Raw genomic sequence first — 24015 nt, forward strand, 5'->3', positions numbered from 1 at the left:
TGGGGATCGGCGATGGCCGGACCGAAGCGGCGCTCGAGCAGGTTGCGCACCACGAGCGACAGGGGCAGCGTCGGCAGCAGCGCGACGATGAGGAAGGACACGGCCAGGCGCGTGCTGATGCGATTCACGGGCGCACCTCCCCGCCGCGGAACCAGGCCGAGGCCAGGGCGTGTCCGGCCCGGTCGTCGCCGCCGCCCTTGTAGAAGATGCGGATCAGGCGGCCCAGGCTCACCGAGGCCTCCTGCTGGTCCTGGCCCTCGCGGCGCGGTCGGCCGTCGCCCACGATGACGTCCTCGACGCGCTGCTGTTCGTCCGGCGCGACCGCGTGCACCACCATGTCGACCTGCACGCGGTAGCGCCCGTCGGGCGCCAGCAGCGCGGCCGGCGCCACCACCAGGCCACCCAGCTCGGCGAGGTAGGCCTTCAGGTCGGACAGCTCGGTGAAGCGGCGCTCGCGCCCGTCGGCGCGCACGGAGAACACCTCGTCCCACAGGTCGAAGGCCATGCGCAGGGAGACGGTGCGTCCGGCCAGCAGCCGCTCGCCCTCGTCGACGAGGGCCAGATTGAGCTCGACCGACGCCTCGAGACCCGACTGCATGGACTGGAGCTGCTTCGCGCCGGGCAGGCCGGCCGTGTGCAGGCGGCACTGGAGCTGCTCGTCGCCCAGCACGGGCTCGACGTCGACGAGGCGGGCCTCGGCGCGAGCCAGGGTCGGCCACACGGCGAGCAGCGCCAGGACGGCCACGAGGCGGATGCCGCACGCGCGCCGCATCAGAACGACCACCCGATGGAGGCGTTGACCTGGAAGCGCATGTCCAGGGGGCGCTCGGTGAGCGGAAAGCCGACGTCGACGCCGACCCAGTCGAGCCACCACACGCGGGCGCGCACGCCGTAGCCCGCGGCCGCGGCGACGCCGGTGTAGGGGTCGGGGGCGTCGGACGCCCCGCCGGCGCCCGCGTCGAGGAAGACGATCCCGGCCAGGCGGGCGCCCCGCGCGTCGCGCAGGATCGTCGTGCGGTACTCGAGGCTGCCCGCGGCGAGCCAGGTGTCGCCGCCGGGTGCGCTGAGGGCGTGGGTCGGGAACCCGCGCACCGTGTACATGCCGCCGAGATAGAGCCGGTCGTAGAACGCCGCCGGACGCCCCACCCACGCGCCGCGCAGCCGCGTGGCCAGCACGCCGCCGGGCACCTCGCGGAACAGGCGCAGGTCGGCCTGCAGACCCACGTGCGAACGCGAACCCTGCACCACCGTGTGGGCCTTGACGCGACCCCAGGCGCCGGACACGGGCGTGCCCGCGCGCTTCCGCTCGGCGCGCGTGTCGTGCTGCCAGTCGAGGTGCACGATGGCGCGCCGGTCGCGGCCGGTCGCCCCGCCGATGGCCGGCGGCAGGGCGGCGCCGGAGACCTCCTGGTCGATGGTGACGGCGCCGTCGGCCGAGTTGGTGTACGCCGTGGCGTGATCGGCGACGTCGAGACCCTCGAGGGACAGGCCGGCCTCGAGGAGGTCGTCACCGCCCAGGCGCCAGCCGTGGACGCCGGCCCAGCCGAAGGAGGTGACGGTGTGGCGGTACTCGACGCCGTCGGCGAACCAGGGCCGTTCGGTCCCCATGAGCGACAGCCGGGTGCCCCAGTAGCGGCGCCCGTCGGCCGTGCGCGGCTGGGCGTAGCTCATGAGCAGGCCCGTGGTGCGGAAGCCCACGCGCCACTGGATGTCCGACCGTCCCCCGCGCCCGAAGGGGTTGTCGTAGGTGAGCATGGCCGGCGAGAGGTACCAGCCGTCGAGGTTCGTGTTGCCGGCGGCCCAGCGGAAGTCGACGTCGTGCTCGACCACTTCGAGCACCAGCACGAGCTGGCCGCGCTGGGCCCCGGGCCGGGTGTAGAAGTCGACCGAGCGGAACACGCCGCCCTCGCGCAGGGCCGCGACGCCGTCGACGAGGCTCTGCTGGTCGATGGGCTGCCCGGGCCGCAGCGGCAGGTAACGGTACACCGTGGCCAGGGGCGTGCGCGTGGCCCCCTCGAGCTGGATGTCCGACAGCATGAGCACGCGCGCCGGGGCGGGAACGGCGTCGGTCTGGGCGAGAAGGGGTGCGACCGGTCCCGCGCCCCAGGCCAGCAGGGTCAGCACCAGCAGCGGCAGGATCCGCCGGAAACGGACGCACCGGAGAGGATGGTGTCCTCTCCGGTCCGCCCGCTCGCGGGTGCTGTTCCTGCCGTGGTCGTGGTGCCGGATGTCCCGCTGCCTTTCCATCGCTTCCGTCCGTTGCCTCTGCGGTCGGCGACCTCATCTTGCCCCAAGGGGATCGGCCGCACAATGGCCGAGGTCCGGATCCTACGGATACCAGGTGAATTGGATGCTCGCCCCGTTGCCCGCGACGCTGTCGTCCTCGAAGCCCGTGACGCCGCTGGCGCTGATGCCCAGGCTCTCGGCGCACAGACCGAGGGCGGTGTGCTCGCCCAGGCGCCAGTCGTAGCCCACGGCGAAGATCCAGGCCAGGCGATCGGTGATCTCGACGGGCGCGTCCATGTCCTGCGCCTGGAATCGGCCGCCGCCGGCGCCGAGGCCGCCGCGCACGTAGAAGCCGCCGGCCCGCGGGCGCCAGGTCAGCGAAACGACGCCGACGCCGATGCCCGTCTCCTCGCCGCCCTCTTCGCGACCGATGCCGCGGGCCTCGAGGGCCAGGGCGAAGTGCGGGCTGACGGCGTAGCCGAGGCGCAGGCCGCCGAGCCCGGCGAACTCGGGATCCTCGCTGATGGTGCGGTCGCCGTCCCGGTAGTGGATGGAGGTGCCGCCGGCGCCGACGTCCAGGCCGAGGAAGAAGCCGGTCGGGAATTCGGCCGCGACGGAAGGGCCGGCCACCGCCAGCAGGGCCAGGACGAGGGCCGCCGCAGCGGCGTTGGAGCGACGGGGGGCGTTCAGGTTTCTCATGGTTCGTTCTCCCGGTCAGGGTGGTCGTTCAGGTGACTCGGGAGACATAGGGCACGGAACGTACCAGCGGCGGAAACGCGTCCGGGGAACGTCGGTCACGATGTAAACAATTATGAAAAAACACTTTACCGGGTTTCCGGCGGCCGCTGGAGTGCAGGAATCCAGTGTGAGGATTCGCCACACCCCTGGGGGCCCTGTGCCGATCCGCGACAGTCGCGCGCCACACCCGGCGCCCCGCCCGGTTCCCGGCCCGAACCCCGCCGGGCCGGGAATTCCGACGTCCGGTGTCCTCTCTCAACCCGATCCCTTTGCGGCCGATAACCCGACGGTACGCGCCGGATCGCGCCGCTCGGGCCCGAACGCCCTGGAGCGGCAGCCGCCGGCAACGAGAAACGGGAGCCCATGCGCAGAACCCTCCACCTGACCCGGGGCCTGGCCGCCGCCGCGCTCCTCGCCGCCGCTCTCGCGGGCTGCGGCAAGGAGGCCGCCGCGCCGCCGCCCGCCCTGTTCGCGTCCGCCCCCGACGGCGACCTGCCCACGCTCGGCGCCACCTTCGGCGCGACGCTGTGCGATCTCGACGGCGACGGCGACCTCGACCTGCTGACCGCCGACCCGGCGCGCCAGGTCACCGGCTACCGCAACGACGGCGATCTCGTCTTCACGAAGGTGCGGGACCGCGCGGCGATCTCCCTGCGCCGGACGGTCGCCCACGGGCTGGCCGCCTGCGACTACGACGGGGACGGCGACAGCGACGTCTTCGTCGGGGCCGGCACCGAGGAGGGGCTGCAGTACGGGCGCAACCACCTCTGGCGGCGCGTCAGCGACGACGAGTGGCAGGACGTCGGCTCCGGCGACGCGGCCTTCGCCGACCCCATCGGGCGCGCCGACGGCGGCCTGTGGGCCGACTTCGACGGCGACCCCGACCTCGAGCTGCTCGTCTTCAACTTCGAGAGCCCCGTCTTCATCGCCGACCGCTCCCGCAACGGCTGGCGCGACATCTCCGATCGGCTGCCGTGGCCGGCGCCGGTGGCCATGGATCCGTCCGGGCCGCCGCCGGCCCCGCGCGTGCGGGCCCGCTCGAGCTGGATCCACACCGCGGCGGTCGTCGACCTGGACGGCGACGGACGCCAGGACCTGGTCGCCATCGGCCGGCCGGGCTGGTCCGGCCTGCTCCTGCGCGGCGACGACGGCCGCTTCACCGACCGCACCACCGCCGCCGGCCTGCGCCACGCCCTGTGGCCGCGCACGCCGCGGCACGTCGCCGTCGGCGACCTGGACGAGGACGGGCGCCCCGACCTGGTCTTCAGCTACCTGACCGCGGACGAGTTCACGCGCAGCTACTATCCGGTCGAGGTCTGGCTGAACCACTCGCAGCCCGGCGCCCCGCACTTCGAGATGCAGCGGGTCATCGAGCGCGACGTCGAGCAGGACCGTCCGCTGCGCCACGCCTATCGACCCGAGAGCACCGTGCTGGCCGACCTGGACAACGACGGTCACCTCGACCTGTACGTGGTGCAGCCGCTGCAGGAGGATCTCGTGCACCCGAATCGCCTCTACCGCGGTCGCGGCGACGGCACCTTCACCGACGCGACCGACGACTGGGGCGGCGCCGGCCCGCGCGACTCGGCCCCCGAGTCGGCCTGGGCCGCCGATCTCGACGGCGACGGCGACCTCGACCTGGTCACGCTCAACGGCGGCGAGCCCGGCACCGCCGGCGGCGCCGCGCGGGGGCTGGCCGTGTACCGCAACCTCGGCACCGGCGGCCTCGGTCCCCAGGGCACCGCCTCCGAACCCGCCGACAGCCTCACGGTGGCGGCCATCGCCGACACCGCCGGCTACAAGGGCATCTCGATCACCCTCGTCGCCGCGTCGGGCCCCGCCCACGGCATCGGCGCCCGCGCCACGCTCGTGGCCGGCAAGTGGCGCCAGACGCGCTGGCAGCACGGGGTCGTCTCCGGCGCCGGCACCTCGGTGCTGCCGCTCCACTTCGGCGTCGGCCGCACACCGGGTCCATACACTCTCGAGATCACCTGGGCCGACGGCTCCCGCCAGACGGTCTCGATCCTCTCGCCCGGGGGCGCCTACGTCGTCCGGCAGGATCAGGACCGCGTCGCGGCCGCCCGCCGGGACCACGAAGGAGGAAGCTCATGAGGGGCGTGATCCTGGCGGCCTGCCTCTGGGCCGGACTGGCGGCGACCACCACGGCGACGGCCCGCACGATCCACGTGCGGCCGGACGGGCACGGCGACTCGCCCGATCTCCAGGAGGCCATCCTGGACGCCAAGAAGGGCGACGTGATCCAGCTCGCCCCGGGCGTCTACCGCGGCAAGGGCTATACGAACGTCGACCTCTACGGCATGGCCGTGACCGTGCGGGGCGACCCTGAGCGACCCGGTTCCCGCGTCATCGACTGCGGCGGCGAGGCCGCCGGCGGACCGGGACCGGTCCGGGCCCTGCTGTTCCAGCAGGCCGAGGGCCGCGCGACGGTCGTCGAGGGCATCACCTTCCGGCGCGGCTGGGTGGCGGGCGACGACGTGTCCAGCGCCTCGGGCGGGCTCGTGCTCTGCCAGGGCGCCTCGCCCACCTTCCGCGACTGCGTCTTCGAGGACGGCCGCGCCTACGCCGGCGGCGCCGTGGGGCTCGAGCGCAGCAGCGCCGACTTCGAGCGCTGCACCTTCACCGGCCACTCGGCCGAGATCGGCGGCGCGGTGATCGTCGCGGCCGGCAAGCCCGTGCTGCGCGACTGCACCTTCATCGGCAACACCGCCGCCCGCGGCGGCGCGGTCTACGGTCTGCTCACCGAGATGGTGATCGTCAATTGCCGGCTCGAGGCCAACCACGCCGGCATGGGCGGGGCCATCGGCTGCGAGGAACGCTCGCTGCTCGTGCTCGACCGCTCGGTCGTCGTCAACAACTTCGCCTCGTACGGCGGCGGCGTGGAGATCGCCGGCTCCGAACTCGAGATGACCCACTGCACCATCGCCGCCAACACCGCCGGCAGCGGCGGCGGTCTGCTGCTGCGCGGCGGGGCCCACGCCAAGGTCGAGCACTCGATCCTCGCCCTCAGCCCCAAGGGCCAGGGCATCGGCGGCGTGCTCGAGGGCGAGCTGCAGGTGTCGTGCTCCCTGATCTGGGGCAACACCGACGGCGACTGGGTGGCCACGGCCGCCGAACTGGCCGACCGCAACGGCAACCTGACGCTGGATCCGGGCTTCGTGGATCCCGCCGGGGGCGACTGGCGCCTCCGCCAGGACTCGCCGGGGCGGCTGCAGGGGTGCGAGGTGCTCGGGGCGTTGCCCTGATTCCCCTGTCCCGGCCTCCCGTCATCTCGCCGCGGACCTGACCCGCCGCTTCCCCAAGCCGTCCTGTCCAGTCGCCCGGATTCTGGCTATGCTTGCCGCACACCTGAACAAGGGCCGACCCGACCATGTTGCAGATCGGACAAATGAACCGCCTGGTGGTGACCGGGAAGAACGCCGCCGGCCTGACCCTGGCCAGCGGGGACGACCGCTGGGGCGAGATTCCGCTGCCCCGCAGCGTGGCGCCGCCGGATTGCCCGGTCGGCGGCAAGCTCGACGTCTTCGTCTACTTCGCCGCCGAAGACGCCCTCGTCGCCACCACCCAGCGCCCCCACGTGATGGTCGGCCAGTTCAACCTGCTGCGGGTCTCGGCGGTGGAGAAGTTCGGCGCCTTCATGGACTGGGGCCTGCCCAAGGACCTGTTCGTGCCCTTCGGTGAGCAGAAGATGCGGCTGAAGGAAGGCCGTTCCTACATCGTCCGGGCCTTTCTCGACGACGACACCGGCCGGATCGTCGGCTCGACCCGCATCAACAAGTTCCTGAACACGACACCGGCCGCCTACGACGTCGGCCAGATGGTGGAACTCATCATCGCGCGCAAGACGGAGTTGGGATTCACCGCCATCATCAACGACGCCCACTGGGGATTCCTCTTCCACAACGAGATCTTCAAGCCCGTGCGCGTGGGCCTCAAGATCCGGGGCTACATCAAACAGATCCGGGACGACGGGAAGATCGACCTGTCGCTGACGGCCGCCGGCTACGGGAAGGTGGACGGCATCGCCGAGACGATCCTGAACCAACTGGACCGCAGCGGCGGGTTCCTGCCGCTGACCGCGAAGACCTCGCCGGAGGAACTGTCGCACCGCTTCGGCGTGAGCAAGAAGAACTACAAGAAGGCGCTGGGGGCCCTGTACAAGCAGCGCCTGGTCGCCATCGAACCGGACGGCATCAGGCTGCTGCCGCGCCGGCCGGCCGAAGGGACACCCGATGACGAACAATGACGTGCTGGGGCGCCTGCGCTTCATCCTCGACTACGACAACGCCGCGATGGTGGCCGTGTTCGCGGCTGCCGACCATGCGGTCGACGAGGACCAGGTCGAGAGCTGGCTGTTCGACGAGGAGCACCCGCTCTTCACGCCGCTCTTCGACCGGGAACTGGCGACGTTCCTCAACGGCCTGATCGCCCACCGGCGGGGCCGACGGGACGGGCCGCAGCCGGTGCCCGAGGACCGGCTGACCAACAACCTCATCGCCACCAAGCTGCGGATCGCCCTGAACCTGCAGGGCGAGGACCTGATCCGCATCCTGAACCTGGCGGGCGTCACGCTCAGCAACCACGAGTTGAGCGCATTCTTCCGCAAGCCGGGGCACAAGCATTTCCGCGCGATGAACGACCAGGTCATGAAGAAGCTGCTGCAGGGATTGCAGATGGAGTACCGGCCGCAGTGATGCGGCCGGAAGGGGGTGGGTGGTCGAGGTCGAGCCGCCCAGCGCCTACCCCGCCTCCTCGACTCCATCCGAATGGTCCAACCGCGCGACGATCCGGCTCCGTTCCTCCGGGTCGAAATCCCGTCCGTAGATGCGAAGGAACAGACGCGCCCGCAGCGAATGCCCGTCCCCATCACCGTCGGACGTCAAGCCCGCGACGGCGAGCGCGCGGGCCGTGGCGAACATGCGGCAGCCGGCGGCCAGCCGTTCGGCAGGCGGGCGGTCCATGAGCATCTCGCGGTACAGGTCCCGCACCGCCGGGGTCGTGTCGCGCGTCATGGCATGAGCTCCTTCAAGCGGTCCAGGGCGCCCAGGCGCTGCGCCCAATGCTCAATATAGTCCATATCCGGGTCCCGCAGCGAATCCAGCAGCAGGGTCAGGTCAGCGCGCTGCTGCGCGGACTCCCCATCGATCCACCACAACAACTTGGACAGGAGAAGGTCTTCGGGAGCGACGACCGGAACCCGACGGCCGCCGAGATCCACGAACCGGCGCCGCGCGAACTCGGTGCGCCGGTACTCCTCGGATCGGCGGACGACGAAGTCCGCCTTGTTGACCCCTTCGAGGTGGATGATGTTGAACATCCCACCGGTGGCCAACGCCTCGCGGACGGCGTCCTCGCTGATGTAGCAGACGTCCTGGAACAGGTCCACCAGGTCGGCGGGCGTGCGCCCCTCGCACTCGACGACGAGATCGATGTCCCTGGTCATGCGGGGCTCGGCGTAGACGGCCATGGCCAGCGAGCCGGTCAGCATGTAGGCGATGCCGGCGCCGTCCAGCCGTTCGGCGATGAGCTGCAGGAAGTCGAGCTGGTCTTGCACGGGGGATGCTCCTCGGGCGGGGATTGCGTGTCCCGTGATCGTATCACCGGGATTCGGGGTTGGTCAACGCGCCCGGCATCCGGAGGCCGCGCGGATCCGGCCGCGACAGAGGAAAGTCCACAGAGAGTCGGTGCTATATGGCGACCAATTGAAAGGTTGTCGCTCGACAATTGCAAATTTCCACCCGCGGAAGACTCGGCCCGCTCCAGGCAATGTATTGTTGGACATTAGATTAAACGAAGAGACCGCCCCGAAAGGCGGCCTCTCCAACATGAGGACGTGGAGCGTCTCTCCTTACGCCTCGATCTCGTTATAAACCGTATCCCTCAGCACCGGCGTCAGCCCCGCCTCCCGGATGAACATCCGGATATCCTCCACCGTCATCCCCTTGCCCGCCTTGCCCCCCGCCGCGAACGTAACGCGCTCGTCGATCACCGTGCCGTCGAGGTCGTTGGCCCCGAACCGCAGCGCCACCTGGGCGATTTCCCGGCCGAGCATCACCCAGTAGGCCTTGATGTGCGGCACGTTGTCCAGCAGCAGCCGCGACAGGGCCACCACCTTCAGCTTGGTGAACATGTCCGGCCCCGGCAGGTGCGCGAACTTGGTGCCCTCGGGGTGGAACGCCAGCGGGATGAAGCACTGGAAGCCGCCCGAGACATCCTGCTGCGCGCGCAGCTTCAGCAGGTGGTCGACCCAGTGCTCGGGCTGCTCCACGTGGCCGAAGAGCATCGTGCAGTTCGACTTCAGGCCGGCCGCATGGACCATGCCGGCCACCTCGAGCCAGCGCTTGGCGCTCATCTTCTTCGAGGCGATCTGGTCGTGGATATCGGGGTGGAAGATCTCGGCGCCACCGCCGGGACAGCTGTCCATGCCGGCCTCGCGCAGGATGGCGATGGTCTCGGGCACCGGCTTCTTCGCCAGCTTGGCCAGGAAGTCGATCTCGACCATGGTGAAGGCCTTCAGGTGCACCGTCGGGAACGCCGCCTTCAGCGCCTGGAGGATCTCGAGGTAGACGTCGAACTTCCAGCGCGGGTGCAGGCCGCCCACGATGTGGAACTCGCTCACGTCGGGCGACCAGTCGCGGCGGGCCATCTCGACGCACTCCGCGGGCGAGTACGACCAGGTGCCCTCGGCGTTGGGGTCGTCGGCGTAGGCGCACAGTTCGCAGCCCACGTAGCAGACGTTGGTCGGGTTCAGGTGCCGGTTGATGTTGTAGAAGACCCGGTCGCCGTGCAGACGCGTGCGCACGTGGTGGGCGAGCAGGCCGAGGGCCGGCAGGTCGTGGCTGGCGGCCAGGAGCAGGCCGTCGCTCTCGTCGAGGCGTTCGCCGGCCATGACCTTGTCGGCCACGTGGGCGAGGGGATGATCGCTGGGCAGCATGGGCGTGCATCCTTCGCGGAATATCGATAATCCGGCCTCAGGACCGGTTCGTGGGCTCGGGGGAAATCTAAGCGGATCGGGCCGATTCGCCAAGGCGGCGGCCGGGAAGCACACGGGAGGCCGGCGACGGGATCGCCGGCGCGGCCCGGGCCGCACCGGCGATTCCCACAGCCGCTACTTGACGAGCGCGACACGCCCCACGGTCACGTCGGCGCCCATGCGCGCCTCGGTGAAGTAGACGCCGCTGGACACGGCGCGACCGCCGGCGTCGGTGCCGTCCCAGACGACGCTGCCGTCGGCCGCGACGTCGTCGTCGAACAGCGATCGCACGAGGCGCCCCCGCACGTCGTAGACCCGGATCAGCAGACGCCCCGGGCGGGCGACCGTGTAGTGGATCCGGGTCGACGGGTTGAACGGGTTCGGGGCGGCCCGCAGCGAGAGCGCCTGCAGCGCCGGTACGCCCGACGGCGCGCCGGTCGTGTCCTCGCCGAAGTGGTCGAGGATGTCGCGGATCAGCAGGGTGCGCGCGTCGGTCGGGTCGCTCTTGGCCTGGGCGGCCGTGTGGGCCTGCCCGGGATCGAAGGGCAGGCTCAGGATCCGATCGTCGCCCGGCGTGGCCAGCAGGCCCGCCGCGTAGGGATAGGCCCCGGCCGCGCCGCCGGGGGTCAGGAACTCCGCCAGCGGCAGGCTGCCGCCCTGGGGCTGGAGCGCGTCGAAGCGGCTGAGCTCGCCGCAGGCGCCGCCGAAGAGCGGGAACTCCGGCGTCCGCGTCAGCACGGGATTGCCGGCCAGGGCCGCCACCCGCGGATTGGACTGGTTCCCGATCAGCGGCCGCACGTCCTCCGCCGCGACGAGCACCCCGGCCACGCCCTCGATGAAGCCCACCGCCGCCGCATCGCCGGCCCGTTTCAACGCGAGATCCGAGGCGTACCCTTCCCCGCTCAGGAGCAGGTTGCGCGCGCCGCCGGCCAGCCAGGCCTGCAGCGCCGCGACGTCGTCGCCCGGATCGTCGGGGAAGAACTGCGCCGTCCCCAGCGTCTGGTCCTCCTGGGCGCCCGAGGTGTAGAGGATCGTGCGGTAGGCGGCGAGGCACGCGCCGGACGTGCGTCCGCCCAGACCGTTGCCGGCGGCCGCCTCCGGACCCTGCGTCCGGTAGAGATCGAAGTCCACGCCGGGCTCGAGGCCGAGGCTCGCGAACGACTGCAGCCAGCGGCCCAGCACGTCGGTGTCGCCGCTGTCGTCCCACAGCAGGATCGGCGGGATCGTGTAGCCGCCCAGGCTGTCCGGCCGGATCGTCGGCAGGGCGCGCAGGGTGAACTGCGGGGCGTAGGAGTTCGGCGAGCTGAAATCGCCGAAACGCGAGAGGTCGGTCGGCAGGGTGCCGTCGTAGACCTCGGTGCCCACCTGCTCCGAGGCCGAGATGTAGTAGTGCATCACGTCGCCCGGGAAGAGCAGCCCCGTGTCGGGCAGCACGAAGCGGAAGCTCTCGCAGTCCCAGCAGTCGGTGCCGCGCCAGGCGATCACGCCCGAGGTCTGGCCGCTGAGGGGGTGTGCGCGGTACGGGTCGAAGAGCGGGTTGGGCTCGATCAGGTAGTGCAGGACGGGCGGCGCCACCAGGCTGCCGGCCGGATCGAGGTTGCCCACCTCGATGTTGACCGAGTCGCCGGGCGTGACGCTGGTGAAGGTCGAGGACCAGTAGCCGGCGTTGGCGCCGGAATCGAACCCGACATGCAGCGAGCCGAGGTCGCCGAGGTCGAGGACGTCGCGCGCGGGGAACGCGTCCTGGGCCAGGTCCTCCGGGTAGGCGTACATGGAGGGACCCCGGGTCGGGTAGGCGCGCAGGGCGACGTTGTCGAACCAGGGCGCCGGCGACGCGTCGTCGCCCTCCCAGCCGAAGATCCATCCGATCTCGACGACGCCGAACCGCACCTGCACCGAGTCGCAACCGTCCGGGATGAACCGGGCCACGTCGAAGGCGTGGCGCCGGTAATCCGGGCCGCCGCCGTAGTAGAAGTTGTCGCTGCGCCAGGCCGCGTCGGCCAGGGCCTCGGCCGGGCCGGCCGAGCCGTCGGTGTCGGCGGCCCGCACCGACCAGGTGTAAAGGATGCCGGGGGAACCGGGTCCCGTGTCGAGGTGGGAATAGACGTCGAATTCGAGGAGCCCGCCGTGGTGTCCCCCGACCGGCCACGGAACGGCCGGCGAAACGACCTGGTTGTTGAGCTGATGGTCCGGGCCGAGGAGCCCACCCCGGGAGTTGACCACCCAGCCGCCGGGCCCGTAGCACCACGTCTCGCAGCGTTGGCCACCGGTGCCCGGCACGACCAGCCCGTCGTCGATGAAGGTGACCATGTGCGAGGTGTTGCCCTCGCAGCCGACCAGACCCTGCAGGTTGTCGCGCAGCGCCGCGAAGTCGCCCACGCCCGTCGGCGGCTGCGGGGTCCAGTCGCCGAAGGTGCCGTCCTGGAAGTCGGTGAAGTCGACGATGTCCGACTGGCCGGTCTGGCTGACGGTCACGTTGATGTCGTCGACCCGGCAGGCGCCGGCCGTCCAGAAGGCGCAGTCCTCGTCCGACCAGCCGTTGTCGGACTGGAACTCGAAGCGCACCTCGACCCTTCCGCCGGGCCCGTAGTCGCCGGGCGAAAGCACGATGGTCTCGTCCACGGCGATCGCCTGCAGACCGTCCCAGGACTTCGTGAAGAGCGGCTCCCCGGGCGACGCGCCGACGAGGGTCAGCCGGACGTAGTCGTAGCCGGGCTCGGTGTCGATGTCGAGCTGCGCCGTCACGTGCACCGTGGCGTCGCCGCCCGGGTCACCGACGTCCGTCGACCAGGCCAGGATGTCGTACCAGTCGTCTCCGTAGCCGCCCACCGAGTCGGTGCCCGCCAGGCACGAGGGCAGGGTCGGGTCGCCGCAGTAGGCGGCGAGGTTGCCGGAACCACCCTGGGCGTAGTCGCTGACCTGCCAGTGGATCTCGGTGGGCGCCGTGACGTCGACGGAGGTCCAGCCGCCCCAGCCCGCCTCGAAATCGCCACGCACCGGCGCGCCGGGGCCGATGAGCATGATCGTGTCCACGGCGGCCTTGGCCCCCAGCGGCGCCCGGGTGACCAGTTCCCCGCCCCGGCCGAGGCGGGGTCGGAATTCGCGCTGGGGCTCCGGAGACGGGTTTGCGGCAGATGCGAGCGAGGCGCCGAAGAGGCACAAAAGAGCGAACAGGGCGATGCGTCTCGACATGGAAATCCCCCTTGAGACCGATCAGCGAACCGGCCCCGACAAATGGATGCCCCCGGACCCGACCCGGGTCCACGACCAGTATACCATACGGAAGGGGGCCTTCGGGGCCAAATGCCGAACGCCGGCCCCCCGCGGGGGACCGGCGCCGTCGGCGTGCGAAACGCGGGAACCTAGTCGTCGGCCGAGGCCGCCAACCGCAGCTGCGGCAACAGGCTCACGTCGAAGATCTTGCCCTTCGCCTGGCGGGTCAGACGGATCTCCTCGACGCAGCGCCGGGTGCCGGCCAGGGCGGCCGTCACCTCGAAGTTGTGGTAGCGGAAGCCGAAGTTGCGCAGCTTCTCCATGGCGCCGATCAGCTTGCGTTCGGCCTTGAGCATCTGCTTCTCGTTGAGCAGCGCGAAACCCTCGCAGGTCTCGAGCACGCCCATCCAGAAGGCCTCGTCCCGGCCCTGGGCGGTGGCCAGGCCCTCGGCCGCCTGCCGGACGGCCTTCTCGTACTGACGGCTGTTGAACGCCCTGACGGTCTGGTGCAAGTGCGACATCGTGCTCCCCTCGCGTGGTGTCCGGGTGCCCTGTCGGGTCCGGGATCGTCCGCGGGCGCGGCCTCTCCCGGCGCCGGCGCCCTACTCCTCGTCGTCGCCTTCGTCGAATCCGGTGTCCAGGAAGCGGTCGGCCTCCTGCTCGAAAGCGAGTTTCGTCATGTCGGTCATGCGGTCGACGTAGAGCTTGCCCTCCAGGTGGTCGCACTCGTGCTGGATCACGACCGCCGGGAATCCGTCGAGCTCGAAATCGACCCGGGCGCCCTTCTCGTCGTACGCCTCGACACGCACCGCCGCCGGCCGCTCGACCCAGCCGCGCAGGCCGGGAACGGAGAGGCAGCCCTCGTACATGCCCAGGCGCCGCGACGCGTCCAGGACCGTGATCTTCGGATTGATCAGGATCCGGAACGTGGGACGGCCCTCGTCGTCGGCCTCGCCGCCGCAGATGGCCAGCTGGACCGGTTGGTGCACCTGCGGCGCCGCCAGGCCCACGCCGTTGTACTCGACCATCGTCTCGAACATGTCCCGGATCAGACCCTGGACCTCCGGGCCCGTGATCTTCTGCGGGTCGATGGGCGCGCACTTCTGGCGCAGGACGGGGTGGCCCATGCGGGCGACCTTCAGGATGGCCATGACGGCACTCCTCCGGATGGCTGGGGGGAAGTCGTTTTCGGCTCCCCACGATAAGTCCATTCCGGGCGGATGACAAAGCCGCCGGCCCGCCTGCTCCGGCGCCCGATGCAAGACGGGGGCCCGTTCCCGGACCCGGCGGAAGCCCCGGATTCGAGGCCCCAGCCGGCTTTTCGGTGTCGCGACAAGGTCCATGACGGTCGGGGGTTTCCCGTCGCGGCGCCCGATCCGGCAGGTTTTGCCGGGCGGCCGGCTTGACTCCGGCCCGGCGATGTGGTCAAAATGGGAGCGTCCGGGCCGGGATTGCCGCCCCCGCGCGGAAAGCCCGCACCCCGCACGCGGCCCGGCGGCCGCCAACGACGACACAGGAGTTCCATGAGCCGAGGCTAATCCGTCACCAATCGCACCGGGAGTTCTCGCCATCCCGTCACGACCGGCATCGCCCCCCACCGCCCGTCGACAGTCGTCCCCGCTGCCCATCGTCGCTCTTTGCCTCGGCTGCGCCGCCCTCGGCCTGGCGATCGGCCACTTCGTCTGGCACCCCGACCCCCTCGAACCCGCCGCCCTCGCCCGCCGATTGCGCGACCAGATGAACGGCGACGGCGACCGCGGCCAGCCCGGCCACTGGGGCGTCATGCGTCCGGGCGTGGCCGAGGCCGGCCTCGGCGGGACCCTCGCGGCCACCCGCCTCGACGCGGAGCAGCAGGCCGAGATCAAACGCCTGCAGAGCATCGGCTACACCGGCGGCAGCCTGCCCGACCGCGGCTCGGACACGGGCACCACCGTGCACCTGCGCGGCGCGACAGCCCCCAACCTGCGCCTGTACGTCTCGGGCCACGCCCCGGGCGCCGACCTCATCGACCCCGACGGCCGCGTCCTGCACCGCTGGCGCTGCACCTACGCCGAGGCGCGGGCCGCCGGACCCGCCGCCCCCGACGCCTTCCTCGACGACCGGGAGGGCGTCACCGCCTGCTGGCGCCGTGCCCGCCTGCTGCCCGACGGCGACCTGCTGGCCGTCTTCGAGGGCCACGCCCTGGTGCGTCTCGACCGGGACAGCCGCCCCCGCTGGTCGTACCCCGGCCACTGCCACCACGACCTCGACGTGGGCCCCGACGGCGTGATCCACGTGCTCACCCGCGAAGCCCGCGTCGTGCCGCGCTTCCACCCGCGCAAGCCCGTGCTGCTCGACTACATCACCCACCTCGCGCCGGACGGGCACGAACTCGGCCGTCTCGACATCCTGGCCTGCTTCGAGAACTCGCCCTTCGCCTCGCACCTGGACAACGCCGGCGAGTCGGGCGACATCTTCCACACCAACACCATCGAGCTGCTCGACGGGAGCCATGCCGACCGCGTGCCCGCCTTCGCGGCCGGGAACTTCCTCGTCTCGGTGCGCGAACTCGGCGTCGTGGCCGTGATCGACCCGGCGCAGGAGGCGGTGGTGTGGGCCCTCAGCGGGCTGTGGCTCGGCCAGCACCAGCCCACGCTGCTGCCCGACGGCAACCTGCTCGTCTTCGACAACAAGGGCCACGACGGGCGCTCGAAGGTCGTCGAGATCGACCCCACCACCCAGCGGGTCGTCTGGGAGTTCGCCGACGGGCCGGACACCCCCTTCTACTCGGCCACCTGCGGCACGGGCCAGCGCCTCGCCAACGGCAACACCCTGATCACCGAGTCGGACAACGGGCGCGTCCTCGAGGTCACCACCGACGGCGCCGTCGTGTGGGAGTTCCGCAATCCCGAGCGCACCGGCGAGAACGGCCGCTACATCGCCGCGATCATGGAGATGGAGGCCCTGCCGGACGTGGCCCCGCCCGCGTGGCTCGCCGCCGGATCCGGCGCGAATGCAAGCATCCGGTGAATTTTCCGTAAAATCTTGACCCGGATTTGCGGCCCCGATAAGTTGGGCCGCGATCGCCGCGCCCGACCGCCGGAGCCGTTTCCCGGCCCCGACGCCCGCTTCCGGCCCGGCCCGCCGCTCCCCGATCCGTCCGGCCCCGCCGGGACCCGGGACACAGGAGAGTCATGACCGACCGCGCCCCGCTCAAGCCGGCCAGTCCCCTCACCACGGAGCCGTCTCCGCCCCCGAACCGGCTCCTCGGCATCGTCGCCAACATCGTCGTCCTGCTGGCCCTGCTCTACGTCTTCCTGTACGCCATCGCCCTCTTCGGCGCCGCGTTCAAGCTCGTGGGCAAGGAGTTCAGCCAGCAGCTCATCGCCACGACGAGCCATCCCGTGGTCGGCCTGATGATCGGCCTGCTGGCCACCTCGCTGATCCAGAGCTCGTCCAGCTCGACCAGCATCGTGGTGGGCATGGTGGCGGGCGGCGCGCTCACGGTGCAGGGCGCCATCCCCATCATCATGGGCGCCAACATGGGCACGACCGTCACCAACACCCTGGTGGCCATGGGCTCCATCAACCGCCGCACCGAGTTCCAGCGCGCCTTCGCGGGCGCGACCATGCACGACTTCTTCAACCTGCTGTCCATCGCCATCCTCTTCCCCATCGAGCAGGCCACCCACTACCTGGAGCGCACGGCCGGATGGCTCAGCCTGCAGCTCGTCGGCACCGAGGGGACGAAGTACCCCAACCCGATCAAGGCGATCGTCAAGCCGGCGGTGAAGGAGACCGAGCACCTGCTCATGGAGAACCTGGGCCTGGCCAAGACGGCCGCCGTGGTCGTCATGATCATCCTGGCCCTGGTCGGCATCTTCTTCGCCCTGGCCTTCCTGACCAAGGTCCTCAAGCGGCTCGTGCTGGACAAGGCCGAGGGCTCGTTCACCAAGAAGCTGAACAACAGCGGCCTGATGGCCATGTTCATGGGCCTGCTGATCACCGTCGGCGTGCAGAGCAGCTCGATCACCACGAGCCTGCTGGTGCCGCTCATCGGGGCCGGCATCGTGCCCCTCGAAGCGGCCTTCGCCGCGACCCTCGGCGCCAACATCGGCACCACCGTGACCGCCCTGCTCGCCTCGATGACGGGCTCGCCCCAGGCGGTGACGGTCGCCCTCGTCCACCTGCTGTTCAACGTCTCGGGGATCCTGATCATCTACCCCGTGGGCGCGATCAGGCGCATCCCGATCAACCTGGCCAAGGGCCTGGCGAAGAAGACGTCCGAGCGGCGCATCTTCGCCGTCGTGTACATGGTGGGCGTGTTCTTCGTCATGCCCCTGATCTTCGTGATGATCGACAAGCTGCTGAGCGCCTGACGGCGGCTCGCAACCGGAAGGATAGCCATGGGATTCGGATCCATCCTCGACGTCTTCAAGGCGGACAACTGGAGCAGCGAGATCGTCGCGCGCATCGGCAAGATGCTCGCCATCGGCCACGAGATGTACGACTACGCCAGCGCGGGCCTGCTCGAGGGCAGGCTGGAGGGCGACCCGCTGCAGCGCATCTACGAGCGCGACAAGAAGATCAACAAGATCGAGCGCAAGATCCGGCGCCGGGTCGTCGAACGCCTGTCGCTGAACAGCACGCGCGCCGACATCCCCTCGGCCCTGATCTTCATGAACGCCGTGAAGGACGGCGAACGCATCGGCGACTACGTGAAGAACCTGCACGAGGTCGGCGGCATGATGCCCGCCGGCGTCGACCGCCAGCTCTACCGCGACCGCCTGGGCCCCATCAGCGCCGCCATCTCGCAGATGTTCACCGACACGCGCGCGGCCTTCGAGAAGAGCGACGAGGCCCTCGCCGGCAAGGTCATCAAGACCGCCAAGGCCAACGGCCGCGAGTACGAGAAGCTGATCCGCGAGATCACCAACAGCGACCTGGCCACCCCCGACGCCGTCTGCATAGTCCTCATGCTCCGCTTCTACAAGCGTCTCGTGGCCCACATGGGCAACATCGCCTCCACGGTCGTCATGCCCGTCGACCTCATCGACTACTACGACGAGGACGACGAGTAGCCGCTCCCGTCGGCCGATGCACAGGAGGGTCCCCCGCCCGGGGGACCCTCCTTTTTGCCGGTACCGGCCGCGGCCGCGGTCTACCGCGCGAACTGCATGGTGTAGAGTTCCTTGTAGCGGCCGCCGGCCGCCAGGAGTTCGTCGTGGGTGCCCACCTGCACCACCTGCCCCTTCTCGAGCAGGTAGATGCGGTCGACGTTCTGGATCGTCGACAGGCGGTGGGCGATGACGATGGTCGTGCGGTCCTTCACGAGGCGGTCGATGGCCTCCTGCACGAGCTGCTCGGCCTCGGTGTCCAGGGCGCTGGTGGCCTCGTCGAGCAGCAGGATGGCCGGATTCTTCAGGATCGCCCGCGCGATGGAGATACGCTGGCGCTGCCCCCCCGAGAGCTTCAGCCCCCGGTCGCCGATCACCGTGTCGTAGCCCTCGGGCAACCGCGCGATGAACTCGTGGGCGTTGGCGGCGCGGGCCGCGGCCTCGATGTCGGCGGCGGGCACGTCGTCCAGGCCGTAGGCGATGTTGGCGCGGATCGTGTCGTGGAAGAGGATGACCTCCTGGGTGACCGTGCCCATGTTGCGCCGCAGGAAGGCCCGGTTCAGTTCCGGAATGGGCCGGCCGTCGATGCGCACCTCGCCCCGGTCCGGGTGGTAGAAGCCCGGGATCATGTCGATCATCGTGCTCTTGCCCGAGCCGCTGCTGCCCACCAGGGCCACCACCTCGCCCGGCTTCACCTCGATCGAGACGCCCCGCAGCACCGGTTCACCCGCCACGTAGGCGAAGTACACGTCGTCGAACTCGACCCGGCCGTCGATGCGATCGGGCACGAGGCCGGCGTCGCGGTCGGCCACCTCCGGCTCGGCGTCGATCACCTGGAAGATGCGGTCGGCCGCCGCCATGCCCGCCTGGATCTCGTTGTTCACGGCGCCGAGGCTCTTGATGGGGCGCACCATGGAGAAGATCATGAACAGGAAGACGATGAACAGGTCGGGCGCCATGATGCCGCCGGTGAAGATCTTCGAGCCGCCGAACCAGAGCAGGAAGAGGGCGACGATCATGCTGAGCTGCTCGGTGAGCGGCGAGCTGAGCTTCATGACGTAGTTGATGCGGAAGATCTGCCGGAACAGGTTGTCGTTCTGCCGCGTGAACTTCGCCAGCTCGAACCGCTCCATGGCGAAGGCCTTCACCACCCGGATGCCGTACACCGACTCCTGCAGGGTGCTCGTGAGGTTGGCCATCTCCTCCTGCTGGTGGTGGCTGAGCTTCCGCAGCCGCTTGCCGATGCGGATGATGATCGACAGGCTCACCGGCAGCAGCACCAGCGCCATGAGCGTCATCTGCCAGCTGATGACCAGGGCCACGATCAGGTACATGACGAGGAAGATGGGGTCCTTCACCAGCTTGGTGAAGCTGAGCCCGACGCACTGCTGGGCGATCATCACGTCGTTGGTCGCGCGGCTGATCAGCTCGCCGGCCTTGTGCTGGTGGTAGAAGCCCATGGGCATGTGGATCAGGCGCTCGTAGAGCTGCGCCCGCAGGTCGCGGATCACGGCCTGCCCCACGTACACCATGAGCACCTCCTGGATGTAGCAGGCGATGTTCTTGAGCAGGGCCGCCACGAAGAACACCAGGCAGATGCGCAGCAGGGCCTCCTGCTTGGTGCCCTTGAGCATGGTGCCGGTGACCCACTCGGAGAACATCACCTTCCAGGCCGAGATGCCCGTGAACTGGCTCTTGAGCTTCTCGTAGCGGGCCCGGCGCTCGGCATCGGTCTCCGGGGCTGCGGCCGCCGGAGTGGCCGGCGCGCCCCGGGCCACGCGGTCGGCCAGGGCGGCGCTGTCGGCGTGATCGCCCTCGTGCGAGACGTGGGCCTCGTCGGTGCGGCCCCCGGTCGCCGTCTCCGGCAGGACCAGCGGGCTGTCGGCGAAGGCGTCGCCGGACTGCTCCACCATGGCGCCGTCGTCGGTCTTGTTGAAGAGCGCCTTGAGGAAGGGCGAGATCATCCCGATGCTGAACACGCTCATGAACGAGAAGATGAGCATGAACACGACGGCGCCGACCACCTGGGTGGTGTAGGGCCGGATCATGCGGAGCATACGGAGATAGGTCGACATCGGGATCCCAGGAGCCTTTCGGCGGATGGAGGGTCCGGGCCAATGTGCAGGATCGGCCGCGGGGGGTCAAGGCCCGGGCCCGGTCGGCGCGGGGCCGGCACCGGGGGCTATTCGCCGGCCAGGGCCCCCTCGATCGCCGCGATCATCGCCGCGAACTCGGCCATCTCGAACCCCTCGGACTGGAATACGATCCGCCCGTCGGGGCCGATCAGGGTGTTGCGGGGAATGAACGCCTCGGCGTAGCGGGCGTAGGCCACGCGGTCCGGATCGACCCCGAAGGTCCAGCCCAGGCCGCGCTGGGCCACGAACGGGGCCACCACGTCGGGCGTCTCCTCCCGGGCGACCGAGACCATGACCAGCCCCCGCGGCCCGAACCGTTCCCAGACCTCCGTCTGCAGGTGGGGCATCTCCTCCTTGCAGGGCGGGCACCAGGTGGCGAACCAGTTCACCAGGACCACCCGGCCCCGGTGCTCGCCCAGGCGGAACGAACCGCCGTCGAGGGTCGCGACGGTGAAATCGGGGGCGGCCTGCCCCACCTCCGTCAGGGTGGCTTCGGCGGGCGTCGGCGCCGGCGCCGGCGCGTCGGCGGGGACCGGTTCACGGGAGCCGGCGCAGCCGGCCAGGCAGGCGAGGATCGAAACGAGCACGAAGCGGCGCATGGGCCCTCCTCGGGAACGGGGTTCGCCCGCAAATATACGCCTGCCCGGTCCCTTCGGCACGAACGGAATGGCCAGGTGGTCTGTGGTGACGAAATTTTTGTAAAGCCTGCTTGACTTTCCATGCAACCTGGATACCTTGTCGACGTAAAGCTGGCTTAACACCACCTTCACGGGGATGCTCGACTTGGGCGACACGCTGCAGAACTGGATCAAACAGCACCGGCTGAGCCAGAACCTCACCCAGGAGGATCTGGCCCGGCGGGCGGGCGTCTCGCGCCAGAGCATCATCTCCATCGAACGGGGGCGCTACGTGCCGAGCCTGCCCCTGGCCCTGCGCCTGGCGCACATCTTCCGCTGTCCGGTCGAGGATCTCTTCCGGCTGGACGACGGGGAACCGGAGACCACCGATGTTTGACGAGAGATTCATCCTCCACCGCTACAAGAGCACGAGCTTCGCGGGCATCGCCTGCGCCCTGATGGTCGCGGCCGTCTGGGCCTGGGATTTCTACCGCAACGGCGAGTTCCGCCTCGAACTGTTCGTGATCATCATCCTGACGGCCCTCATCAAGGTCGGCTTCATGACCTGGTACCGGCTGCGCGACTAGCGCGGCGTCGAAAGGAAGTCCCATGCGCACGCGATTCCTCGTCCTGATGCTCGCCCTGGCCGTCGCCGCCGGCCCGGCCGCCGCCAAGACCGTCAGCGCCACCGCGCCGGACGGCGTCTCCATCCACGCCGAGTCCGCCGGCAGCGGCCCCGCCGTGGTGCTCGTGCACGGCTGGAGCTGCGACGCCTCCTACTGGGACGCCCAGGTGGCCGACCTCGCGTCCGACCACCAGGTGGTCGCCATCGACCTGGCCGGCCACGGCCGCTCGGGCGCCGGCCGCGCCGACTACACCATGGCCGCCTTCGGCGCCGACGTCGCCGCCGTGCTCGCGGCCCTCGACCTGCACGACGCCGTGCTGGTCGGCCACAGCATGGGCGGCGCCGTCATCGTCGAGGCCGCCCTCGCGGCACCCGACCGGGTAAGGGGTCTCATCGGCGTCGACAACTTCCAGAACGTGAAGATGGTCCTCGCCGACCAGCAGATCGCCGGCTTCGTCTCGACATTCGAGTCGAACTTCAGCGCCTTCGTGCCCCAGTGGGTGGGCCGCATGTTCCCCGCCGACGCCGACAGTGCCCTGCGCGCCGACGTCGCGTCGGACATGGCCGCGGCCCCCCAGGACGTGGCCATCAGCGCCATGGCCAACCTGCTGCGCTGGTACGGCGGCCAGGCGCCGGCCCGGCTCCGGGAGCTGAAGGTCCCGCTCATGAACATCAACTCGCGCCTCGAGCCCACCCACGAGGACAGCATGCGCGAGTTCGTGCCGGGCTACCAGGCGCGCTACCTCGACGGCGTGGGCCACTTCCTCTTCCGCGAGAAGCCGGCCGCGTTCAACGCCCTGCTCCGCGAGACCCTGGCCGCGTTCGACTAGCAGGCTGTCGACGCGAAAAGGCCGCCGGATCCGGGGGATCCGGCGGCCTCGTCTTTCCGTGCGGATCCGGGCTCCGCTACTTCAGCATGATCATCTTCCGCGTCTCCGTGAAGCCGGGGGCCTCGAGACGGTAGAAGTACACGCCGCTGGCCCGGTCACGGGCCTCCCAGGTGACCGCGTGCGGCCCGACGACCATGTCGCCGTCCGCCAGCGTGTCCACCAGTTCGCCCCGCACGTTGTAGACCTTCAGGCTGACGCGACCGGGGTCGGACAGCGTGAAGCGGATCTCCGTCGAGGGGTTGAACGGGTTCGGGAAGTTCTGGCCCAACGTCGTCGCCAGGGGCACGACGCCCTGACCGAGCGCCAGCCGGTCGTCGGCGCCGCCGGCCGTCTGGCCCTGCCAGGTGATCGCATCGATGTACACGTCGTCGGCATTGCCGCTGGCGTCGCACATGAAGCGCAGGCGGGCGTTGGTCGGGTAGTTGTAGGTGTTGGGGATCTGCACCGTGACCACGTAGAACGTGTTGTTGTTGAAGTTCACGCCCCGCGCCCACGAGCCGACCGTCTGCCAGGTCGAGCCGTCGAAGTACTGCAGCCAGAAGTCCTCGTTGACCTCCATGCTCACCGCATAGAAGTAGAACTCGACCTCCATGTCGACGTAGCCGCTCACGTCCTGGCCCGCCGTGTGGTAGAAGCTCGACGCGGTGCCGCTGTTGTCCTGGATGTCCATGGCCGCGCTGCCCTGCCAGGCGTAGGTGCCGCCGGTGTAGCGGGCGCAGTCGGCCCCGCCGTCGGTGTAGCTGCCGGTGCCGCTCTCGAAGTCGTCGTACGTGATCGTGACCCACTCGCCACCGCCCACCGGATCGGTGACGGTGATGTAGTCGGTCCGCGTCAGCACGTCCGAGCCGAAGGCGTTGCTCGCCGTCAGGCTGACGGTGTAGGTGCCGGCCGTGGTGTAGGTGTGGCTCGGGTTCTGGGCCGACGAGGTGCCGCCGTCGCCGAAGGTCCACGACCAGGCGGTCGGCACGTCGGTCGAGGCGTCGGTGAACGACACGGCCAGGGGCGTGGTGCCGCTGGTCACGTCGGCCGTGAAGTCGGCCGTCGGCGCCGTGCCGCCCGGTCCGCCGGTGACGCTGATGTCGTCGAAGGCGAAGCCGTCGCTGGTCACGGGGTAGTTGTCGTACTGCTGGAACTTGACCACGAAGTTCGACGTCAGGCTCAGGCCCGCGCCCGCGGCCTCGGCGTCGAGATCCAGGACGAAGTTGTACCAGGTGTTGTTGGTGGTGCTGCCGCCGTTCAGGTCGAGGACCTTCACGAAGCTCGCGCCGCCGTTGTCGGAGAAGTACACGCCGTCCTGGGTGTGGGTCTCGTCGCCGATCTCCTTCCACCAGAACTCGAGGTCGACCTGGCTCTCGCCGGCGAGGTTGAGGCCCAGCCAGGCCTCGTTCTGGCTGTAGGCGCCGCCGCTCACGGCGTCGTCCATCAGCAGGTGATAGGCGCCGCTGTGCGGGGTCTGCGACGAGGTGACCTGGATGCGGCCCTCG

General features: G+C 70.1%; 22 protein-coding genes and 1 pseudogene. 10 read left to right on the forward strand and 13 right to left on the reverse strand.

Translation table 11 applies throughout. The annotated features are described in order from the left end of the window. Nucleotides 1–124 precede the first annotated feature (124 nt). The 3 genes from KDM41_06110 to KDM41_06120 form a co-directional block, all read right to left on the reverse strand. A complete protein-coding gene (locus KDM41_06110) occupies nucleotides 125–772 on the reverse strand; it encodes a hypothetical protein (GenBank protein MCB1182989.1) in 648 nt (215 codons plus the stop codon). After that, nucleotides 772–2247, reverse strand: a complete 1476-nt coding sequence (locus KDM41_06115) for a BamA/TamA family outer membrane protein (GenBank protein ID MCB1182990.1) — start codon at nucleotides 2245–2247, stop codon at nucleotides 772–774. Before KDM41_06115 ends, KDM41_06110 begins: the two co-directional genes overlap by 1 nt. Nucleotides 2248–2328: 81 nt before the next feature. Then, nucleotides 2329–2925, reverse strand: coding sequence for an outer membrane beta-barrel protein (locus KDM41_06120; GenBank protein ID MCB1182991.1), 597 nt, complete (start codon nucleotides 2923–2925; stop codon nucleotides 2329–2331). A gap of 402 nt (nucleotides 2926–3327) precedes the next feature. Between KDM41_06120 and KDM41_06125 the strand changes: the two genes are divergently transcribed. The 4 genes from KDM41_06125 (at nucleotide 3328) to KDM41_06140 (ending at nucleotide 7676) form a co-directional block, all read left to right on the forward strand. Next, nucleotides 3328–5076: a CRTAC1 family protein gene (locus KDM41_06125; GenBank protein ID MCB1182992.1), complete on the forward strand. Its 1749-nt coding sequence runs from the start codon at nucleotides 3328–3330 to the stop codon at nucleotides 5074–5076. Then, nucleotides 5073–6227, forward strand: a complete 1155-nt coding sequence (locus KDM41_06130; GenBank protein MCB1182993.1) for a right-handed parallel beta-helix repeat-containing protein — start codon at nucleotides 5073–5075, stop codon at nucleotides 6225–6227. The genes KDM41_06125 and KDM41_06130 overlap by 4 nt, the downstream gene beginning before the upstream one ends. A 125-nt stretch (nucleotides 6228–6352) precedes the next feature. Continuing rightward, on the forward strand, nucleotides 6353–7228 hold the full coding sequence (locus tag KDM41_06135; protein ID MCB1182994.1) for a GntR family transcriptional regulator: 876 nt from the start codon (nucleotides 6353–6355) through the stop codon (nucleotides 7226–7228). After that, nucleotides 7215–7676 (forward strand): DUF1456 family protein, encoded by a 462-nt coding sequence (locus KDM41_06140; protein ID MCB1182995.1) that lies wholly within the window; start codon nucleotides 7215–7217, stop codon nucleotides 7674–7676. The genes KDM41_06135 and KDM41_06140 overlap by 14 nt, the downstream gene beginning before the upstream one ends. A gap of 45 nt (nucleotides 7677–7721) precedes the next feature. On the opposite strand, the gene KDM41_06145 is transcribed toward KDM41_06140, so the two are convergent. The 6 genes from KDM41_06145 to def all read right to left on the reverse strand — a co-directional run bounded on the left by KDM41_06145 (nucleotide 7722) and on the right by def (nucleotide 14319). After that, nucleotides 7722–7994 (reverse strand): hypothetical protein, encoded by a 273-nt coding sequence (locus KDM41_06145; GenBank protein MCB1182996.1) that lies wholly within the window; start codon nucleotides 7992–7994, stop codon nucleotides 7722–7724. Next, nucleotides 7991–8536 carry a nucleotidyl transferase AbiEii/AbiGii toxin family protein gene (locus KDM41_06150; protein ID MCB1182997.1) on the reverse strand — a complete coding sequence of 182 codons (546 nt, stop codon included), beginning with the start codon at nucleotides 8534–8536 and terminating at the stop codon, nucleotides 7991–7993. The genes KDM41_06145 and KDM41_06150 overlap by 4 nt, the downstream gene beginning before the upstream one ends. Before the next feature lie 294 nt (nucleotides 8537–8830). After that, entirely contained in the window at nucleotides 8831–9916 is a 1086-nt protein-coding gene (gene mqnE / locus KDM41_06155) for an aminofutalosine synthase MqnE (GenBank protein ID MCB1182998.1), read from the reverse strand. Between the two features lie 174 nt (nucleotides 9917–10090). Further along, on the reverse strand, nucleotides 10091–13147 hold the full coding sequence (locus KDM41_06160) for a hypothetical protein (GenBank protein ID MCB1182999.1): 3057 nt from the start codon (nucleotides 13145–13147) through the stop codon (nucleotides 10091–10093). Nucleotides 13148–13317: 170 nt separating this feature from the next. Beyond that, nucleotides 13318–13689: a hypothetical protein gene (locus tag KDM41_06165; GenBank protein MCB1183000.1), complete on the reverse strand. Its 372-nt coding sequence runs from the start codon at nucleotides 13687–13689 to the stop codon at nucleotides 13318–13320. Nucleotides 13690–13770: 81 nt separating this feature from the next. Continuing rightward, nucleotides 13771–14319, reverse strand: a complete 549-nt coding sequence (gene def / locus KDM41_06170; GenBank protein MCB1183001.1) for a peptide deformylase — start codon at nucleotides 14317–14319, stop codon at nucleotides 13771–13773. 586 nt (nucleotides 14320–14905) lie between these two features. Here def and KDM41_06175 point away from each other — a divergent pair. The 3 genes from KDM41_06175 to KDM41_06185 all read left to right on the forward strand — a co-directional run bounded on the left by KDM41_06175 (nucleotide 14906) and on the right by KDM41_06185 (nucleotide 18228). Continuing rightward, the gene (locus tag KDM41_06175) at nucleotides 14906–16177 is read left to right on the forward strand and encodes a PQQ-binding-like beta-propeller repeat protein (protein MCB1183002.1); all 1272 of its coding nucleotides are present in this window, start codon (nucleotides 14906–14908) and stop codon (nucleotides 16175–16177) included. Nucleotides 16178–16341: 164 nt separating this feature from the next. Continuing rightward, entirely contained in the window at nucleotides 16342–17526 is a 1185-nt protein-coding gene (locus KDM41_06180; protein ID MCB1183003.1) for a Na/Pi symporter, read from the forward strand. A 27-nt stretch (nucleotides 17527–17553) separates the two neighbouring features. Then, nucleotides 17554–18228, forward strand: a complete 675-nt coding sequence (locus KDM41_06185; GenBank protein MCB1183004.1) for a hypothetical protein — start codon at nucleotides 17554–17556, stop codon at nucleotides 18226–18228. Between the two features lie 80 nt (nucleotides 18229–18308). On the opposite strand, the gene KDM41_06190 is transcribed toward KDM41_06185, so the two are convergent. Together KDM41_06190 and KDM41_06195 are read right to left on the reverse strand one after the other, a co-directional pair. After that, nucleotides 18309–20339 (reverse strand): ABC transporter ATP-binding protein, encoded by a 2031-nt coding sequence (locus KDM41_06190; protein ID MCB1183005.1) that lies wholly within the window; start codon nucleotides 20337–20339, stop codon nucleotides 18309–18311. 107 nt (nucleotides 20340–20446) lie between these two features. Next, the gene (locus KDM41_06195) at nucleotides 20447–20998 is read right to left on the reverse strand and encodes a TlpA family protein disulfide reductase (GenBank protein MCB1183006.1); all 552 of its coding nucleotides are present in this window, start codon (nucleotides 20996–20998) and stop codon (nucleotides 20447–20449) included. Between the two features lie 196 nt (nucleotides 20999–21194). Here KDM41_06195 and KDM41_06200 point away from each other — a divergent pair, with 196 nt between their 5' ends. The 3 genes from KDM41_06200 to KDM41_06210 are packed head-to-tail and all read left to right on the forward strand — an operon-like array spanning nucleotide 21195 to nucleotide 22471. Next, nucleotides 21195–21413: a helix-turn-helix transcriptional regulator gene (locus tag KDM41_06200; GenBank protein ID MCB1183007.1), complete on the forward strand. Its 219-nt coding sequence runs from the start codon at nucleotides 21195–21197 to the stop codon at nucleotides 21411–21413. Then, a complete protein-coding gene (locus KDM41_06205) occupies nucleotides 21406–21603 on the forward strand; it encodes a hypothetical protein (protein ID MCB1183008.1) in 198 nt (65 codons plus the stop codon). Before KDM41_06200 ends, KDM41_06205 begins: the two co-directional genes overlap by 8 nt. A gap of 22 nt (nucleotides 21604–21625) precedes the next feature. Continuing rightward, nucleotides 21626–22471 (forward strand): alpha/beta hydrolase, encoded by an 846-nt coding sequence (locus KDM41_06210; protein ID MCB1183009.1) that lies wholly within the window; start codon nucleotides 21626–21628, stop codon nucleotides 22469–22471. A 76-nt stretch (nucleotides 22472–22547) separates the two neighbouring features. On the opposite strand, the gene KDM41_06215 is transcribed toward KDM41_06210, so the two are convergent. Further along, complete coding sequence (locus tag KDM41_06215; GenBank protein ID MCB1183010.1) at nucleotides 22548–23201, reverse strand: T9SS type A sorting domain-containing protein; 654 nt, start codon at nucleotides 23199–23201, stop codon at nucleotides 22548–22550. Between the two features lie 138 nt (nucleotides 23202–23339). Beyond that, nucleotides 23340–23954, reverse strand: a pseudogene (locus KDM41_06220) (PKD domain-containing protein). Nucleotides 23955–24015: the final 61 nt, after the last annotated feature.

The sequence above is a fragment of the bacterium genome, assembly GCA_020440705.1.
In the GTDB taxonomy this organism is placed as follows: Bacteria; Krumholzibacteriota; Krumholzibacteriia; order LZORAL124-64-63; family LZORAL124-64-63; genus JAGRNP01.